Origin of the sequence: Paenibacillus antri, assembly GCF_005765165.1 — a bacterium.
Classification (GTDB): Bacteria; Bacillota; Bacilli; order Paenibacillales; family YIM-B00363; genus Paenibacillus_AE; species Paenibacillus_AE antri.
Genome location: NZ_VCIW01000002.1, coordinates 51,070 through 69,055, shown reverse-complemented (window position 1 = coordinate 69,055; position 17,986 = coordinate 51,070). Strand labels below are relative to the sequence as shown.

The following is a 17,986-nucleotide window of genomic DNA, read 5'->3' as shown; positions in this document are numbered from 1 at the left end:
GGCTCCTCATTCCTTTCCGTTCGTCGATGACGGAGATCGATCATGCGTCACGAACACTTCCACCGTCGCCTCCGCGACATGGCCCGCCCGATCCGTCGCCATATATTTGATCGTATACGTGCGCCCCGCGCCGTCCCCGTTCCTCTCGGCTCGCAGCGAAAACTCCCGATCGTCCGCGCCGAACTCGGCATCCTCGATATCTTCCTCTCTGCTCTCGACTCCCGGAGAGGATCCGCCGTCGTCGTCGACCTGAATCGAATCGAGAACGATTCGTTCGATGCCCGACGCGTCGTCCTCGGCCTCTACCTCCGTCCGGATCGGCGTCAGCTCGCCGTTCGGCGCCCACAGCTCGGACGGGTTCGCCGAGACGCGAAGCGCGGGAGCCGTCTTATCGATGCGAACGGCCATGCTCCGCGCCTCCTCGACGTTGCCGGCCGCGTCCTCGCTCCGGTACTCGAGCGTATGCTCGCCTTCCTCGGCTAGGAGAACGGGACCCGCATAGGCGGTCCAGCTCCCGCCGTTCACGCGGTATTCGGTACGGGCGACGCCGGAGAGGTCGTCGGCGGCGGACAGCGTCACCGTCACGTCGGACGTATACCATCCGCTCGCGCCGTTCGGCTCGCCGGGCGATGCCGCGGCCGCGGTCGTCGGCTTCGTCCGATCGCCGTGCCAATACAGCTTCCGGACGTCCGCGTCGTTCAGAGCATGCTTATAGATGCGCAGCTCGTCCATGTATCCCAACCAATCCCGGTTGGCGGCGACCCCCTTATCGAAGCCGACGAGCGGCGGGACGGTCCGATTCGTCAGGTCCATCGCCTCCCCGTCGTATTTGACGGAGGTGGCGGAGAGCTCGCCGTTTACGTAAATTTTGTTGACGGAATCGTCCCGAACGGCGGCGAGATGCGTCCACTGCCCGGGTTTCACGAGACCGGGCGCGGTAGCGACGCCGATTTCCCTGTCCGCGGGCAGCCCGTACATATTCATGCGGACCGCGCCGTTCCTTTCCACGGAAAACCACCATTGCGGAACTTTCCCGTTCGAGCCGTACCAATACAGTAGATGCCGCTGTTGAACGAGCGCATCTGGATTCACCCATACCGAATACGTGAAGTTCTCCTTCCCGGGATGCAGCTCTTCCGCGTTCGAAATTTCCGCGTAAGCGCGTCGTCCGTCCAAATACAACGCATCCCCGTCCATCCCCGGGCGGATGTGCGCGCCGCCGTTCAAGATTCCGACATGTCCGCGGCCGGTTTCGTCCGGAATGCCGTTTTCATCCGCTCCGTCGAAGCTCCAATGCGTCAGCAGCTCCGGCGCCGCTCTCGTCCGATCCAGCGCGATCGCGTACGACCGGGTTCGTTCTCCGAGCCTCGTCTCCACTTCGATCGTCTCGGCGTTATTCAAGTCGATCGTCCGCGGCACGCCGGACGACGCCGGGGTCCCGTCGATCGAAATCTCGACCGCATTATCGGATGCTACGGGCGTGATCGTCACTCGATCCGTTCCACGGTACAACGCAAGCGTATACGCTTCGACGTCGCCGCGGAAAGCGGGGGTCAAGCTGCCGTCGGAGAAGACGAGGCGATCCAAATCCGCTTCCGGAGTTTGGAACCAAGCGAGATTGAACGTTGCGAACATAATTTTGTCATAAGGCGTATATTCCCCGCCCTCGAATAACAAGGAGACGTTCCCGTCCGGCTGCACCGTCAGCGACGAATACGCGGAAGGCCCCTTGTACGCCGTCTTGGCGACCGCCCACGTAAGGCCGTCGTCGTAGCTGATGCGCACCGTCATGTTCTCGCGGCGCTCCGTGTGGGCCGGATTCGCGAAAAGCAGCGTCCGGTCGCCTTCGGCGTTGTCGGAAGGCCGGTATCGAACGATGCTGGCTTCGCAGATCGGGTCGATCAAAGCGTCGACGTATTCGATTCCCGACCAAGTCGCGCCTTGGTCCGAGCTGGTCGAGACCGCCCGCCGCTTCAGATGCTGATTGGCGGACAGCCGATCGTTGCGCATGAGCGTTCCGTCCGTCAGCTCCACTACGGTCGCTTCGTTCAAGCCTCCCGGCAACCGACCGCTCTCGTACCACGTCGCGCCGTGGTCATCGCTTTGCAGATTGCGTCCGATCGCCGGGATCACGAGCCTTCCTCGGGCCGGTCCGTGCCGAAGCTGGATGCCGATCCCCGGCCCGGTCGCGTCCCACCGCGTATCCGGGCGTTGCACCTCCGAGAAGCGGTCGACCGGCTCCGACCAGGTCGCGCCCTCATCGTCGCTGTAGGCGCTCCAGATCGTGCGCACGCCGCGGCTCGTGCCGGCGTTGATTTCCGCGATCGTGTCTTCTCCGTAATTGCGGGTCATGAACAGCCAGATGCGTCCCGTCGTTTCGTCCTGCACGGGCGTCGGGTTCCCACATGTATCCGGGCCCGCGTCGCAGACGAGCTGCAGCGGCTGCCAGGTACGCCCCCCGTCGAAGCTGCGCTTCAGCACGAGATCGATATCGCCGGTATCCGAAGCGCCGTTGACGCGGCCTTCGGCGAAGGCGAGCAGCGTGCCCGCCGCGGTCGTCAAGACGGACGGGATGCGGAACGTGTGGTAGCCCTCCGTCCCGGACACGAACAAGTCGATATTCCGGAAGTACGACGCTTCGTCGGACACCGGCGCCGCGCCGCCGTTTTCTTCGGCGAAAGCCGAAGCGGCCGGAACGCCGATCAGCGCGGCGATCCACAATGCGATCCATAGCCTTTTCACCCTAATCCCCCCTTCCATCATTGTTGCTTCGGGAGAAGCGGGCTAATGTCATACGTTCGTAAGGTCTCTCTTCGCCGCATTCGTAGAAGCATAATACGTTGCCGTCCTTCGCGACGGCCAAGTCGGAGTATGCGGCGGGACCGGCGTGCAGCACCGCCTCCGTCGTCCAGCTCCGGCCGTCGTCCGCGCTGGACCGGACCGTCAGCCGCTCCCGCTTCTCGCTGGCCGGATTGGAAAACAGGAATCCTCCTGCGCCGTCCTCGACCACGCTGCCTTGACATACCGGCTCGACCAGCGCTTCGTCGAGCGCGACGTCCGACCACGTCAGGCCCCCGTCGCGGCTCCGCGCCGCGGCACGCCGATGTCGTCCGCGATAGCTCCGCATGTTCATATACACCGATCCGTCCCGCGCCTCCGCAAGCGCGCATTCGTTCGTATATTCCCCGACCGTGCCGCCGATGCGCCAGGTCGCCCCATGATCGTCGCTATAGATCACGTGGGCGGCATACGGCCCCGACGTGCCCGATTCCCGGTTCAAGACGGCATGATTGCAGGGCACGATCAAGCGACCGTTTCGCAGCTGCGCCGCATGGCACGGCCCCGTGGCGTACCAAGTCCACTCCGGAAGCTTTACGTCCCCGGTAATGTCCTTCGGCTCCGACCACGTGACGCCGTCGTCGTCGCTGTACATCGCGAGGACGTCCCGTCCCACCTTCCCGGCCAAAATATCCTTCTCATGGCCGTCTTCCGCGTTGCGGCATAACAGCAGCCAGATCCTCCCCGTGTCACGGTCCTGCACCGGACACGGGTTTCCGATCGTATTCGCGCCGTCGTCGGCGACGATGCGCATCGGCTCCCAGGTCGCGCCGTGATCCAGGCTTCTCCGCAGCGCCACGTCGATATCTCCGGCGTCGCCGCCCCCGTTTCTTCTCGCTTCGCAGAACGCCAGCACCGTCCCGCTCCGCGCGACGAGCAGCGACGGGATGCGATACGTGTGAACCCCTTGCTCTCCGGAGACGAACAGGTCGATCTTGGACATCATAGCTATTTCTCCTCCTCATCCTTTGACGGAGCCCACCAGCATACCTTTCACGAAATATTTCTGGATAAACGGATAGACGAGCAAGATCGGCAGCGTACTGATGATGATGACGGCGGACTTCAAGGTCGCCGCCGGCGGCGGATCTTTAATGAACTCCAACTGCGTTTCGTCGTGAACGACGCCGGTGAGCAGAATGTTCCGCATAATGACTTGAATCGGCTGCTTGCTCTGCGAATTGATATAGATCGAAGCGCCGAACCAATCGTTCCAATGGTGAACGGCATAGAACAATCCGATCGTGGCGATGGCCGGCATCGAAAGCGGAACGATGATCTTCAGCAAGATGACGGCCGGCGTCGCTCCGTCGATGACGGCGGATTCTTCCAGCTCCTCCGGGAGCGTCAGGAAGAAGTTCCGCATGATAAACAAATTCCATGCGCTGATCAGCCCCGGGATCACCAGCACCCAGAGCGAATCCTTCAAGCCGACGGCATCGATCAGCATGTAATTCGGAATAAGGCCGCCGTGGAAAATCATCGTAAGGAAAACGATCAAAACCAAGACGTTCCTCCCGGGAAGCGTCCGTCGCGCCAAGCCGTACGCCAGCGTCGCGGTGAACGCCAGATTGAGGAACGTACCGACGACGACGCGAAACAGGGTGACTTTATACGCGTTGTAGATAATCATGCCGCGGCTTAGCAGCATGTCGTAAGCGCCGAAGTCGACCCGCTCCGGAATGAGGACGAAGGCTCCTCTGCGCATCGACTCCTCGGCGCTGATGAACGAGGTGGATAACACCGCTAGGAACGGGATCAGAAACAGCAGGGATAAAACGGCGAGCAGGACGATATTGAACAGGTCGAAGACGCGCTCTCCCGCGGTAGGCTTCCATGCGCTCATCGGATTCCCTCCTACCAGATGCCCGTCTGGTTCATTCGTTTGGCGATATAATTAGCTCCCAGGATCAAGATCATGGCGATGACGTTTTTGAACAGGCCGACGGCCGTGGCGAAGGAATAATTCAGCTGCGTCAAGCCTTCGCGATATACGTACGTGTCGATAATGTCCGCCACTTCGTAAACCGCCGGGGAATATAACAGCAGCACCTTCTCGAAACCCGCGTTCAACAGGCCGCCGATCGACAAAATCAGCATGATGGCGATGACGGGGGTAATGCCGGGCAGCGTAATATGCCAGGCCTGCCGCAAGCGGCCTGCCCCGTCCATCCGGGCCGCCTCGTACAAACCCGGGTCGATTCCCGTCATCGCGGCCAAATACAGGATGCTCCCCCACCCGATCGACTGCCATACGTGGGAGATGACCAAGACGCTCCGAAAATGGTCGGGGCTGCCCAGGAAATGAATCGGCTCGCCGCCGAAATGAACGATGACGGCATTGATCAACCCTCCGTCGGTGGAGAGGATCATCATCGCCAGCCCGGCCACGACGACCGTGGAAATAAAATGCGGCAAATAGGAAATCGTCTGCACGACCCGTTTGAACATGACGTGTCGCAGCTCGTTCAAGAGCAGCGCCAACGCAATCGACGCGGGAAAGCCGAATAACAGTTTATAACCGCTGATGAGCAACGTGTTCCGCATGACGTTCCAGAAGTAATACGAATTCCAGAACCGGACGAAATGCTTGAACCCGACCCAGTCGCCGGTAAAGATGCCTCTGACGCCCTCGAACGGAGACAGGTCCTTGAAGGCGATGACGATGCCGAACATCGGAATGTAATCGAATACGACGAAATAGAGCATGCCGGGCAGGATCAAGTAATAGTAAAACCGGTGCAGTCTGACGGCCGGCCATAACTTCAACGGAAGCCCTCCTTTCCGCGACATCGGGCGACTCTCGTTCTCCCGTTACTTCTTCAGCTCGTTATATTGGCGGGTATGCTCGGCGATCCACTGATCGAGCCCTACCTTCTGCAGCTGGTCGATAAACTGATCGAACTCGGAGAGCGGCCTTGCGCCCGTCACGAACTTCACCAGCTCTTCGTTGCGGAGCCGATCGATGTCCCCGAGCGTCGGGATGTTGTCCTGCAGCTTCTGCTTGTCGTACATGATCGTGGCGTCCACCGGCATCTTCGCGACGTCCAGCTTGCCTAATTCTTTATTTAAGTAATCCGCGTGCATCTTCTTGATCGGATCTTGGAACGCGTACTTCGTCTCCGTCGCCGTTCCCAGAGAAACCATATATTCCCCCGCGTATTGGATTTCCGGTTCGATCAATTCGATTTCGAAGTTGCTGTCCCCGATGAACCGCCAGTTGTCGCCGAACGCCGCGGTGAGCGAATGGGCCGGGATGTCCTGATATTGATGATTGATGAATTTCATCACCGCGTCCGGATGCTTCGCCTTCTTCGTAATGACCATCGACGCCGTGCTGCCGCGGGAAGCCGTCATCGGCTTGCCCATCGGGCCTTCGATGCCGCGGACGATTTCGTAATTCGCGCCTTCCGGCAAGTTCCCCTTGATTTGCGGGAACAGGAGCGTGATGCGGGAATACCACATCGACGAGGTGCCGACCCGGTTCGTCTTGAGCAGCTCGAGCGCATCGAACTTGGCGAACGATTCCTTGTAGATGTATCCCTTCTGATACCAATCCGCCATCTTCGCCACGAACTCCTTGTAGCCCGGGGCAAGCTCGAACGGTTTAACTTTCTGATCCGCCGGGTCGATCCAGTTACTGTTGCCGTGCTCCGTATATCCGCCCAGCAGCGCATTCTTGATCCCGTTCAAATCCGTCATCATCGGAATCGTGTCGTCCTTGCCGTTCCCGTCCGGATCTTGCTCCTTGAACGCCTTCATGACGGCCTCCAGCTCGTCGAGCGTCTTCGGCATATCCAGGTTCAGCTTCGCCAGCCAGTCCGTTCGAATCCAGATCGGGTAATGAACGGCCGGCGTGCCCCGGGGAATGCCCCAGATGTTTCCTTCCTTATCCGTCATATACTCCCAAGCTTCCTCGGGCCATGCGTTCTTGATGTCTTGGCCGTACTGATCCAACAGGTCGTTCAGAGGAATGATCGCGCCCTTAGAGGCGTACTCGTCCCAGTTGCCTTGGAACGTATCGATTTCGTCGCTCGATCCGAGCATCAGGTTCAGCTTCTCTTCCGCGGCGCCGTTCGGGGGAACGATCGCGATCGGTTCGATGCCGAGCTCCTCGATATACATCCGCTTCATCTCTTCCAGCTTTGCCGGCAAGCTGCCTTCCGGCTTCTGATTTAACGCGCCGGTGTTTTGGTAAATGTAAATCTTGGGGATTTCCTTCGGTTCCGCTTCGTTCGTCTTCGGCGTCTCGTTCGCCGTGCCCGGCGTTTCGTCGGCGCCCTGTCCTTCCCCGCCGCTCGAGGTTCCCGCGGAGCATGCCGCGAGCATTGCTGCGAGCGCAAAGCTTAACGCCCTTTTCCACTTGTACATGATTCCGATTCCTCCCTTAGGTACCGACGCATCGTGCAGTCCGGTTCGGTATTCGATGCCATCATAACCGCGGAATGTAAGCGTTTAAAATAATAATGATTCTACATTCGTAGTACGATCTTTACATATCAAGATTGTATTATCGAAGCAAAAACCCGGCCTTCGCTCGAACGAGGGGAGGCCGGGGACCGATCAGGAGCCGTATAGCTTCTTGTATTCGCCGGGGGTGAGGCCGATCATCTCTTTGAACACTTTGATGAAATAATACGCATTGCCGTAGCCGACCAGCCTGCTGATCTCGTTCACCTTCATGCCGCTTCGAGAAAGCAGCTCCTTGCTGCGTTCGATCCGAACGAATTTCAGGTAATCCACGAAGGATTGGCCCGTAATTTGTTTGAACAAACGGCTGATGTAGGCGGGGTTCAAGTTCAGCTGTTCGGCTACCGAATGCAGCGACAAATCCCGGGCGTACTCGCGCTCGACGATGTCGATCACTTTGGAAATATGCTGATTCCCCTTCGAATTCATCTCGCGTTCGATGTATGCGGTCGCCTGTCCGATCAATTCGTGAAACCAACCGTGAATCGCGTCGAGGGAATCCAGGTTCAGCAGCTCCCGGTAGGGGTCGGCTTCCAGTCCGCACGCCGTTCGCAGGTCCGTCCCGAGCTGATGGAATGCAGTCGTCAGCTCCGTCAACAGCCGCATGAAGATCGGTTGAATTTGATTGTAGTGCAGCTTATTCTTGCGCGCGACGACATCCTCCATCAGATCGTCGAACGCTTGCCGGGCTTCGGCTTCGCGCGCGGTTTTCACGTGCGAGAGGAGCAGCTCCTCCTTCTCTTTCGGATAGACGAATTCGATCTCGGCTTCGTTCCGGATATCCTCGATGGAGATGACGTCGCCCTTCCCGAACAGGATGCGATACTTCAGCGCTTCGACCGCCTCGTCGTACGCGCGCGGGAGCTCCCCGATCGTCGGACAGACGCGCCCCACGCCGATCGTGAACGCGATGCCGAATTCGGAGGAGACGCGGTCCAGGAGGCGTTGTCCCAATTGAAAAGCGTATTGCCGATCCGCCTCTCCGCAGTTCAGAACGATACCGAGCCGATTCTTATCGGTGTCGACCAGGAAATGCTTCCTCCCGATCACATTCGACTGTTTGATCGTCTCCGTCACGCGGATTCGAAAAAGATCGCTGCGAATCATCTCCTGTTCGGAAGCGACGGGATCGCCGTTATCCCAATCGAGCAGCATTAAGGTAAGATCGCGGGAATCGATCGTAAGCCCCAAGTATTTTTTCTTTTCCTCGATTTCCTCCGGACGCAAAGCATGCCGATGCAGCAGCGAGGTTTTGAACTGCTCCCGATAGAAGGGCAGGCTTTCCTCCAACTTTTCCTTGTAGAAATCTCTCTCATGCATCGTCGATTCCATAAAGCTTCCGATATCGCGAATTTCGTCCGAGCCCCCCGGCCCCGCCCCCCCTCTCCCTTGAACGATCGCGCTGAGCCTCGAAATCGGCTTATAGATCCTTCTTGAAGAAAGATAGGCCAGCGTAAAAGAGAGCAAGACGAGCGCGGCCGCGGAGATTAGAATCGTTTGTTTGATCGACGCGGTCCCCTTCGCCAGCGCCTGCATATCGGCGACGTTGACGAACGTCCATCGCAGCTGAGGGGACGCGGCATAGCTGACCAGCTTCAGGCCTTCGTCGGTCTCGGCGACGAACGATCCCGTTCCGCCCAAGAGCCGCTCGCTTTCCCGGATCAACCGCGCCGCCGTCTGGGATTCGTTCTCCCGTCGGCTGTGGAACAACAGGTCGGCCTCGGGGGACAGGACATAGATTTCGTCTCTGTCGTTCAATTTGTTTACGATGCCGCTATACATTTTGGAAGCGTCCAGATTGACGACGAACGCGTTGCCGCCCTTCTCCGACTTGTGAATGACCGATAAGACGCTGATCTGGCCGGAGTGGAACCGCTTGGCGACCCGGGTATCCATTAGAATCGGATCGGCTTCCGGTTCGACGAGCGCTTCGAGCCAACCCGTATCGTAAAACGACTCGACCGGGAACTGTCGATTCGACCCGTCGCTCTCCGACGTAATGACGAGCCGCTTCGAAGCGTCGTAGAAATACACGGAATCGACGAACGCGTTGGACAGCTTGAACGCGTTCAGCGTCAAGAACGCGTTCGTCTTCTCTTCCAAATACGAATAGAGCGCCGGCAGATCTTCCTTCGGAAGCTCCCCTTGCAGGCTTTCGTAGTAGCTTCCGTTCGGGAAGCTTTCGAAATCTTGGAACGCCCGGCTTAACGCCAGTTGTCTTGCATTTTCCTGGATGCGTCCCAAGATGATTTCCATGGCGTTGATCGTCTGGTTCAAGTATTGCAGCTTCGTATTGCCGGTTTCCCGCTCCAGCGTCTTCGACACCTTATGGTAAGCGATAAAATCGGAGATCAGGTTCGGAATGACGGCGATCAATGCCGTGGTGACGATCAGCTTCATAAGGAAAGTTCTTCGCTTCCATCGGTACAACCTGGAAATCCATGAAATTCCGTTCGTCATGCTGCGGACGCCTCCTTTGCGATCTCGAATTGTAAACGCTTGCAATTTGTTCTAGCGAACCGGCTTGCGCCGGCCGCTCGACGGCTTTACGTCGAAGTCAGGTCCGTTCCGGCACGGAGTCCGGCCCATTCGGCCCGCTCGCGGACGGCGACGCTATCCCGCCGGATCAGCTCCGGCTGCAATACGACGGGTCGACCGCCCGAATTCGCACCTCCCTCGATCAGGATCCGAGCGGCAAGCCTGCCCGCCTGATAGGTCGGAAAGGCGATCGAAGAAAGCTTCGGTCGAAGCGTCTCGCAGATGTTCGTATTGTCGCAGCTGACGATGCCGACATCGGCGCCGATGCGCAGTCCGAGCTCGGCGGCGGCGTCGTACGCTCCCTTGGCGATCCCGTCGTTGAAGCAAAAGATCGCATCCGGTCGATCCTCCTCCTCCAGCATGCGCCGGGCGCTGAAATACCCTTCCCCGTCCGACTCGAAGGACGATTCGAACGCGATCCATCGGCTCCTCGACGCGAGGCCCGCCTCCGACAACGCGCAGGAATACCCTTGGAAGCGATCCGCGGACGCCGAATAAGCCGGCCGGGAAATATACCCGATTTTCGTGTATCCCGATTGAATCAGATGCTTGGCGGCTAAATACCCTGCATGAAAATTGTTGGATATGACCCTCGGCGCCTGGATCCCTTCCAAGCTTCTGTGGCAAAACACGAAGGGGATTCCGGCTTCCTGAAGTCTGTAAAAAGGTTCGAGGTCGACGATTCCGTTGATGGCGGGCACGATAATGACGCCTTGGACTTCGCTGTCGATCAGCTTATGTAAGTGTTTGGTTTGCTTCTCGAACCGGTTATCCGTATTGCAGATCATCAGGTTGACGTCATGATCGCTCGCCACGTCGCTCACTCCGCGTACGATCCCGGGGTAAATGTAATGCAAAATATCGGGCACGAGAAGTCCCCAGTTCGCGATTCCCCGGTTGTCCCTTCCTCCCGTTCTTCGCCCCGCCGTCGCCTCGGAAACATACGTTCCGCTGCCGTCCTTCGCGTACAGCAGCCCTTCTCCGATCAATTCCGACACGGCTCTCTCGATGGTCGTTCGGGCGACCTGATACGTCTTGGACAAATCCGTTCTCGAAGGCAGCCGCTCATGCGGACTCATGTCCGAAATATGCCTCGCCAGCCGTTGCTTAACTTCGATATAGCGGAGCGAATTGTCGCTCATCGGTATCCCCCGCGATCTGCACTTCAGATTTATAACCATACATACTGATTATTGTAATGCAGGATGGTTCGTTTTTCCATCCGTTTTTGGCCCTTCGATGAAAAAAACCTTGCACCGGCCGGAAGAACGCCGTGTGCAAGGCTTTTCTGCTTACGTTTGATTTTGCTGCGGCTTGTGGTGATGGCGCTGCTGCGCCCGATCCCGGCCGCCGCCTTGGTTCGCGTGCGCGTGACGTCCGCCGCCCGCGCCTTCCGGCCGGCCGGCATGCTGCTCTCTCGGCGCGCCGCCTTCCGGGCGACCGCCGCGGCCGCCGGGTCCGCCCTTCGCATGTGGACCCCCTTGCCCGCCGCCGGGACCGCCGCCGGGACCGCCGCCGGGACGCGGCCCCTTCGGAAATTTCCGCCCCCCGCCGTGCTGCGGCCGTCCCCCGGGACCGCCGCGGCCGTCCTCCGCGCGCTCCTGATACCGCGGCTTATCGAAAGGTCGTCCGCCGCCGGACGGCCGCCCGTCGCCGCGGCGCGAATCGCCGCCGCCTTGCCGGTTGTCGCGGCGCGGGCCGCCCGCGCCTTGCTCGGCGCGGCCGCCGGCTTCGCCCTTCTCCGCGGCGGCCGCGGCGGCCGCGCGTTCGGCGTTCCGCGCCGCGCGCGACGTCGATTGATGCTCCCGCCACGAATACGGCTTCCGGTCGCTGAACGCCATGCCCCCGGCGACGCCGGCGATGCGCTGCACCCCCTCCGGCCGATCCTCGGCGCCGTCTTCGCCCGGCGCGGCCGAAACGGCCTCCGCCTCGGCGACCGGCTCCTCCGGGCTCGTCCCTTCCGGCGCTCCGGGTTTCGCGGGCAGACGTTCCAAAATGAAATACGCGCATCCGAAATTGCAATACTCCTGCAAGTAATCTTGTACCGAAGCGAACGCGGCTTCCTTCGGCCCCTTGTTGCTGCCTTCCTTAAAGAAACCCTTCAGCCGCAATTGGTTGTATCCCCAATCGCCGACGATATAATCGTACCGGTCCAGCACCTCGCTGTATCGTTCCTTGAACGCATCCGGCTTCCATGCATCCTTATATTCTTGCACCAATTCGTATGCTTTGCCGCCGATCAATATCACGTTACGTCCCCCTCGCCGACTCCACCTGTTCGTGCGCATGGTACGAGCTGCGGACGAGCGGTCCCGACTCGACGTGCGCAAATCCTCGTTTCTTGCCCTCTTCCTTCAGCATCGCGAACTCGTCAGGCGTGTAGTACTTTTCTACATACAAATGCTGTTTCGTAGGCTGCAAATATTGCCCGATCGTCATAATGTCGCAGCCGACGCTCCGCAGATCGTCCATCGTCGCCAGCACCTCGTCGACCGTCTCCCCGACGCCGATCATTATCGATGACTTCGTCCGGATGTTCGGCGCGTACGCCTTGGACCGCTCCAGCAGCTCGAGCGAGCGGCGGTATTTCGCCTTGGAGCGGACCCGGTCGCTGAGCCGTTCCACGGTTTCCACATTGTGATTCAGGATGTCCGGCTTCGCGTCCAGCACCGCGTAGAGCGATTCGGCGCGGCCCATGAAGTCCGGGATCAGCACCTCGACGCCGCACATCGGCAGCCGCTTTCGCAGCGCCAGAATCGTATCCGCGAAAATCGACGCCCCGCCGTCCGCGAGATCGTCGCGCGCCACGCTCGTCACGACGCAGTGACGCAATCCCATCTGTTCCGCCGCTTCGGCCACCCGCTCCGGCTCCGCCCGATCGAGCTCCGTCGGCAGCCCCGTCTTCACCGCGCAAAACCGGCACGCCCTCGTGCAAATATCGCCCAAAATCATGAACGTCGCCGTTCGATTCGCCCAGCACTCGTGAATGTTCGGACATTTGGCTTCCTCGCATACCGTATGCAGCGTCTTGGAGCGCATCATGCTCTTGATTTCTTTGAAGTTCTCGAATTTATCCCCCGACACGAGGTCGATTTTCAGCCATTCGGGTTTTCTCTGGATCGTCTTCGCCATTGGGTCCCACCCTTTCTCTTTTCGCCGGCGGCGCCGCCGGGGTAGCGGGCGCGAATCCTTTTCAATAGGAAATTTGTTTACATTATAACATGAACTGTGGTTCATTCCACTTCCGCGTTCGGTTTGTGATATGATGAGTTACAGTTGAACGCACGCTCATGGAGGGGAACTCATGGACAACAGCTTAACCTTGGAGCAGAAGGATGCGCGATTGGGCGAAATCTTGCGGGACATGGGGCGGATCTTGGTAGCGTTCTCAGGCGGCGTGGACAGCACGTTCGTGTTGAAGCGCGCCTTCCAAGAGCTCGGAGACGATTGTACGGCCGTTACGGCCGCCTCGGAGACGTTCCCGACGCGGGAATTCGACGCCGCCGTGCGCATCGCGGAAGAGATGGGCGTCCGCTTGCTCAAGACCGAAGTATCGGAGCTCGACAACGCCGATTTCGTCGCCAACAACCCCGATCGGTGCTACCACTGCAAGACGGGACTTTATTCGCATCTTCGCCGCATTACCGCCGAACAGGGGTATGGCTTTATCGTGGACGGTTCGAATATGGACGACTTAGGGGATTACAGACCCGGACTCCAAGCGAAGAAGGAACAAGGCGTCCGCAGCCCGCTGCAGGAAGCCGGCATGACGAAGGACGACATTCGCGAGCTGTCGAAGCGGCTCGGCTTGCCGACGTGGAATAAGCCTTCTTTCGCGTGTCTGTCTTCCCGTATTCCGTACGGGACGCGAATCGAGAAGGAGAAGATCGATCAATTGGACGAAGCGGAAAATTTCCTCCTGCGCCTCGGCCTCTGGCAGGTGCGCGTACGCCACCACGACGAGATCGCCCGGATCGAAGTGATGCCGCAGGAGATGGCGAAGGTCGTGGAGCATAGCGAAGCGATCCACGCGAAGTTCGCGGAGATCGGGTTCAAATACGTGACGCTCGACCTGCGGGGATATCGAACCGGCAGCATGAACGAGGTGCTCTCGGCCGATACGCGGAAGAAGGCCGCCGCGCAATGAACGAAGAGTTGCAAGCCATATTAGGGCGCGTAGCGGACGGCTCGCTGGCGCCCGCCGACGCGGAGCGGATGATCGCGGCGAACGTCGCCCGCGCGTCCGTCGCCGAGCTCGGCTACGCTTCGCTCGACCTGCACCGCGAGAAGCGGACCGGCTTCCCGGAGGTCGTCTACGGCGAAGGCAAGACGGCGGAGCAGATCGCGGGCATTATGAGGAAGCTTTCGGAAAATGCCGACCGCGTCCTCGCCACCCGCGTCTCCGCCGAGAAAGCGGCGCTCGTCGCCGCCGAGCTGCCCGGCGTCACGTATCACGAGACGGCGCGGGCGCTCACTTTGTTTAAGAAGCCGATCCTGCGCGTGCGGGACGGCTACGTCGCCGTCGTCTGCGCCGGCACGTCGGACCTCCCCGTCGCGGAGGAGGCCGCCGTCACGCTGGAGTGCATGGGCTCGCACGTCGAGCGCGTGTACGACGTCGGCGTCGCCGGCATTCACCGGCTGTTCGCGCGTCTCGATACGATCCGAGACGCGTCGGTCATCGTCGTCGTCGCCGGCATGGAAGGCGCGCTCGCCAGCGTCGTCGGCGGCCTCGTCGACAAGCCCATTCTCGCCGTGCCGACCAGCGTCGGATACGGCGCCAACTTCGGCGGCGTCTCGGCGCTGCTGACGATGCTAAACTCCTGCGCCCCGGGCGTCTCCGTCGTCAACATCGACAACGGCTTCGGCGCCGGGTACAACGCAGGCATCATTCACTCCCATATCGCGAAGAGGTAGGAATCGACGACATGCGAATTTTATATTTCGACTGCTTCTCCGGGCTGTCCGGCGACATGACGCTGGCATCCTTGGTCGACTTGGGCGCGGATCGAGCGTATATCGAACGGGAGCTCGCCAAGCTGAACGTCGGCGGGTATACGCTGTCCTGGCACCGCGTGAATAAGAAGGGCATCTCCGCGCTGAAAGCGGACGTGCTGCTCGAGGACGAATCGCCGCCGGTGAGGGTGCCTTTCAAGGTGGTGCATACGCACGATCATGGTCACTCGCACTCGCACTCGCACTCGCATTCGCACGAACATGATCACGGGCATGGGCATACGCACAGCCATGACCATAGCCACGACCACGGCCATAGCCATGACCATAGCCACGATCATGGGCATAGTCACAGCCACGGGCACGATCATAACCACGGCCACAGTCACGATCACGATCATGCGCACGGACATCACCACCATGATCAACGCGGGTACGCGGATATCGTGAAGCTGATCGAAGACGCGGGCCTCAGCGAGCGCGCGACGCAGCTAAGCCTCGCGATCTTCGCCAAGATCGGCGCCGCCGAATCGAAAATTCACGGCATTCCGCTCGAGACGGTACACTTCCACGAGGTCGGCGCCGTCGACTCCATCGTCGACATCGTCGGCGTGGCGCTCGCGGTCGACAGCCTGAATCCCGATCGCGTCATGTCGGCGCCCGTCCCGCTCGGCGCCGGGACGATCCACATCGATCACGGTCTCTACCCCGTGCCGGCGCCCGCCACGCTCGAGATGATGCGCGGACTGCCGATCGCCCCGTCGACGCATCGCCTCGAGCTGACGACCCCGACCGGCGCGGCCATCGTCGCCGCGCTCGTGGACGAGTTCAGCTCGAGCTTGCCGCCGATGATCGTCGAGGCCGTCGGGTACGGCGCCGGCACGCGCGAGCTGCCGAACCAGCCGAACGTGCTGCGCACGGTGCTCGGCTTCGCGGAGAAGCGGCTCCACGTCTGGCCGGGGGCGCAGCAAGCGGAAGCGGTGACCGCCCAGCACCACGATCAGGAACGCCACCACAGCGGCCAGTAAGTCGCAAGCCTCCCTCGAAACGCGAGGGAGGCTTTCTTTGTGTTGGTAAGGTGCGCGAGGCAGGCTTCCGGAGGCTTTGTCGTCCCGGGACAATCGCCTCCGTACATGTAGTCGGACAAACTCCGACTATTCGCCTCCATCCCCCCGCCGCAGCTCGAATAGTCGGACAAACTCCGACTATTCGCCTCCATACCCCCGCCGCAGCTCGAATAGTCGGACAAACTCCGACTATTCGCCCCCAATACCCCCGCCGCAGCTCGAATAGTCGGACAAACTCCGACTATTCGCCTCCAATACCCCCGCCGCAGCTCGAATAGTCGGACAAACTCCGACTACGCAAGCAAGTTAGTTCCGATCCGCACACGCTTCTCCCCATATCCCACTGGTCCGCCGCCTGCCAAATCCCCCGCACGCGGTCTCCCCTTCAACTTAAATTTTTCCGTGCGAGCTCGTCTGCAACGGCAACATTCCCGCAATCGGCATCGTCAATGTAATTGGTATCGATTGTCAAAATATACAGACAATTAGGGGGACGATTTCATGAGAAGGAAACGGATTGCCTATGTCGCCGCAACCGCGGCCCTCGCCGTCGCCTGCTTCGCGCTCGCGGGATGCAGCAGCGACGCTCGCAACGACTCCGCCGTCGGCACGAGCGGAGAGACCGCAACGAAGGAAGAGCGAAGCCTTGCCGAGTCGCCGGCGCCGGCGGCCGATCGCGCGGCGACCGAAGGCGAAGCCTCGCCAGCCTCCGAGGAGCCCATGGCGCCGCCTTACGGGAAGCCGTCGCGCCCGGCGCCGCCGCCGAACGGCCAAGACGACATGTACTTCGACCATGCCGGCACGAACCCGTTCGTGGCGACCGAAGACGATCCGCTCTCCACGTTCGCCATCGACGTCGACACGGGATCCTACACCGTCGTCCGCAATTACGTCGCCGGCGGGTCGCTGCCGCCCGAAGACGCCGTTCGCGTCGAGGAATTCGTCAACTACTTCGAGCCGGATTACGCGCCGCCGAAAGACCAAGCGTTCGCGGTGCACGTCGACGGCGGCCCCTCCCCGTTCGGCGAAGGCTACGAGCTTCTGCGCATCGGGCTGAAAGGGCGCGAGGTCGCGGACGAAGACCGCAAGCCCGCCAACCTGACGTTCGTCATCGACGTCTCCGGTTCGATGGACCGCGACAACAAGCTCGGTCTCGTGAAGCAAAGCCTGCGCTTGCTGGTCGACAGCCTGAAGTCGAGCGATCAGATCGCCATCGTCGCGTACGGCTCCGACGCGAGGATCGTTCTCGATCCCGTATCCCTCGAAGACAAGCGCGACATCGAGGACGCCATCGACGCGCTCGCCTCGAGCGGCTCGACGAACGCCGAGGAAGGCCTCAGACTCGCCTACGAAGTGGCGGAACGCCAATATAGCCGCGACGCCGTCAACCGCGTGATCTTGCTGTCGGACGGCGTCGCGAACGTCGGCGAGACGAGCGCGGAAGGCATTCTCGAGACGATCGACGAGTACGCGAACACGAAGCGCATCACGCTCACGACGGTCGGCTTCGGCATGGGCAACTATAACGACGCGTTGATGGAGCAGTTGGCCGATCAAGGAGACGGCGTATACGCCTACGTCGATTCATTCACCGAAGCGCGCCGCCTGTTCGTCGAGAACGTCGCCGGGACGCTGGAGACGATCGCGCGAGACGCGAAAATTCAAGTGGAGTTCGACCCCGAAGCGGTCGACCGCTACCGCCTGCTCGGCTACGAAAACCGCGACATTCGCGACGAGGATTTCCGCGACGACGAGACCGACGCGGGCGAGGTCGGCGCCGGACATACGGTCACCGCGCTGTACGAGGTGAAGCTGAAGTCCCCGGAGGCCCGCAAAGCCATCGGAACGGCACGCGTCCGGTACGTCGACGAGAAGACGAACCGCACGGAGGAATGGACCGTCCCGCTCCGCACGGAAGGGGAATTGTCCGAAGATTTGAAGTTTCTGGCGGCGGTCGCCGAATACGCGGAAATTCTGAGAGGAAGCTACTGGGCGAAGGAAAGCTCGATCGAAGCGGTCCTCGACCTCGCCGAACGCGCGGCGGAGGACGAACGGGAGCAGCAATTCGTCACGATGGTCAAGGACACCGCGGCGTTGCGAAGGTAATAAAGGAAAGCCGA

The 17,986-nt window shown here is 60.5% G+C and carries 13 protein-coding genes; 4 read left to right on the top strand and 9 right to left on the bottom strand.

What is annotated here, in order from left to right; all coding sequences use genetic code 11:
• Nucleotides 1-6: 6 nt before the first annotated feature.
• The 9 genes from FE782_RS03430 to lipA form a co-directional block, all read right to left on the bottom strand.
• Entirely contained in the window at nt 7-2,742 is a 2,736-nt protein-coding gene (locus FE782_RS03430; protein ID WP_158299237.1) for an exo-alpha-sialidase, read from the bottom strand.
• Between the two features lies 1 nt (nt 2,743).
• On the bottom strand, nt 2,744-3,784 hold the full coding sequence (locus tag FE782_RS03425) for a sialidase family protein (protein ID WP_138192537.1): 1,041 nt from the start codon (nt 3,782-3,784) through the stop codon (nt 2,744-2,746).
• Nucleotides 3,785-3,799: 15 nt separating this feature from the next.
• Entirely contained in the window at nt 3,800-4,684 is an 885-nt protein-coding gene (locus FE782_RS03420) for a carbohydrate ABC transporter permease (RefSeq protein ID WP_138192536.1), read from the bottom strand.
• Between the two features lie 11 nt (nt 4,685-4,695).
• Nucleotides 4,696-5,607 carry an ABC transporter permease gene (locus tag FE782_RS03415; RefSeq protein WP_238392332.1) on the bottom strand — a complete coding sequence of 304 codons (912 nt, stop codon included), beginning with the start codon at nt 5,605-5,607 and terminating at the stop codon, nt 4,696-4,698.
• 45 nt (nt 5,608-5,652) lie between these two features.
• Nucleotides 5,653-7,209 carry an extracellular solute-binding protein gene (locus FE782_RS03410; RefSeq protein ID WP_138192532.1) on the bottom strand — a complete coding sequence of 519 codons (1,557 nt, stop codon included), beginning with the start codon at nt 7,207-7,209 and terminating at the stop codon, nt 5,653-5,655.
• A 192-nt stretch (nt 7,210-7,401) separates the two neighbouring features.
• Nucleotides 7,402-9,768, bottom strand: a complete 2,367-nt coding sequence (locus FE782_RS03405; protein ID WP_138192531.1) for a helix-turn-helix domain-containing protein — start codon at nt 9,766-9,768, stop codon at nt 7,402-7,404.
• 86 nt (nt 9,769-9,854) lie between these two features.
• Nucleotides 9,855-10,988, bottom strand: a complete 1,134-nt coding sequence (locus tag FE782_RS03400) for a GntR family transcriptional regulator (protein ID WP_158299236.1) — start codon at nt 10,986-10,988, stop codon at nt 9,855-9,857.
• A gap of 150 nt (nt 10,989-11,138) precedes the next feature.
• A complete protein-coding gene (locus FE782_RS03395; protein WP_138192527.1) occupies nt 11,139-12,095 on the bottom strand; it encodes a YutD family protein in 957 nt (318 codons plus the stop codon).
• A 1-nt stretch (nt 12,096) separates the two neighbouring features.
• Nucleotides 12,097-12,978, bottom strand: a complete 882-nt coding sequence (lipA, locus tag FE782_RS03390; RefSeq protein WP_138192525.1) for a lipoyl synthase — start codon at nt 12,976-12,978, stop codon at nt 12,097-12,099.
• Nucleotides 12,979-13,150: 172 nt separating this feature from the next.
• On the opposite strand from lipA, the gene larE reads away from it, so the two are divergent.
• The 4 genes from larE (at nt 13,151) to FE782_RS03370 (ending at nt 17,972) form a co-directional block, all read left to right on the top strand.
• Nucleotides 13,151-13,993, top strand: coding sequence for an ATP-dependent sacrificial sulfur transferase LarE (larE, locus tag FE782_RS03385; protein WP_138192523.1), 843 nt, complete (start codon nt 13,151-13,153; stop codon nt 13,991-13,993).
• Nucleotides 13,990-14,760, top strand: coding sequence for a nickel pincer cofactor biosynthesis protein LarB (gene larB, locus FE782_RS03380; RefSeq protein WP_138192521.1), 771 nt, complete (start codon nt 13,990-13,992; stop codon nt 14,758-14,760). The genes larE and larB overlap by 4 nt, the downstream gene beginning before the upstream one ends.
• An 11-nt stretch (nt 14,761-14,771) precedes the next feature.
• On the top strand, nt 14,772-15,827 hold the full coding sequence (larC, locus tag FE782_RS03375) for a nickel pincer cofactor biosynthesis protein LarC (RefSeq protein ID WP_138192520.1): 1,056 nt from the start codon (nt 14,772-14,774) through the stop codon (nt 15,825-15,827).
• A gap of 540 nt (nt 15,828-16,367) precedes the next feature.
• Entirely contained in the window at nt 16,368-17,972 is a 1,605-nt protein-coding gene (locus tag FE782_RS03370) for a vWA domain-containing protein (protein WP_138192517.1), read from the top strand.
• The last annotated feature ends 14 nt before the right edge of the window (nt 17,973-17,986 follow it).

Excerpts from the sequence above, each read along its gene's own strand:
- larC (WP_138192520.1), top strand. The coding sequence starts at position 14,772 with ATGCGAATTTTATATTTCGACTGCTTCTCCGGGCTGTCCGGCGACATG.
- FE782_RS03410 (WP_138192532.1), bottom strand. The coding sequence starts at position 7,209 with ATGTACAAGTGGAAAAGGGCGTTAAGCTTTGCGCTCGCAGCAATGCTC.
- FE782_RS03425 (WP_138192537.1), bottom strand. The coding sequence starts at position 3,784 with ATGATGTCCAAGATCGACCTGTTCGTCTCCGGAGAGCAAGGGGTTCAC.
- FE782_RS03405 (WP_138192531.1), bottom strand. The coding sequence starts at position 9,768 with ATGACGAACGGAATTTCATGGATTTCCAGGTTGTACCGATGGAAGCGA.
- FE782_RS03420 (WP_138192536.1), bottom strand. The coding sequence starts at position 4,684 with ATGAGCGCATGGAAGCCTACCGCGGGAGAGCGCGTCTTCGACCTGTTC.
- FE782_RS03370 (WP_138192517.1), top strand. The coding sequence starts at position 16,368 with ATGAGAAGGAAACGGATTGCCTATGTCGCCGCAACCGCGGCCCTCGCC.
- larB (WP_138192521.1), top strand. The coding sequence starts at position 13,990 with ATGAACGAAGAGTTGCAAGCCATATTAGGGCGCGTAGCGGACGGCTCG.
- larE (WP_138192523.1), top strand. The coding sequence starts at position 13,151 with ATGGACAACAGCTTAACCTTGGAGCAGAAGGATGCGCGATTGGGCGAA.
- FE782_RS03400 (WP_158299236.1), bottom strand. The coding sequence starts at position 10,988 with ATGAGCGACAATTCGCTCCGCTATATCGAAGTTAAGCAACGGCTGGCG.
- lipA (WP_138192525.1), bottom strand. The coding sequence starts at position 12,978 with ATGGCGAAGACGATCCAGAGAAAACCCGAATGGCTGAAAATCGACCTC.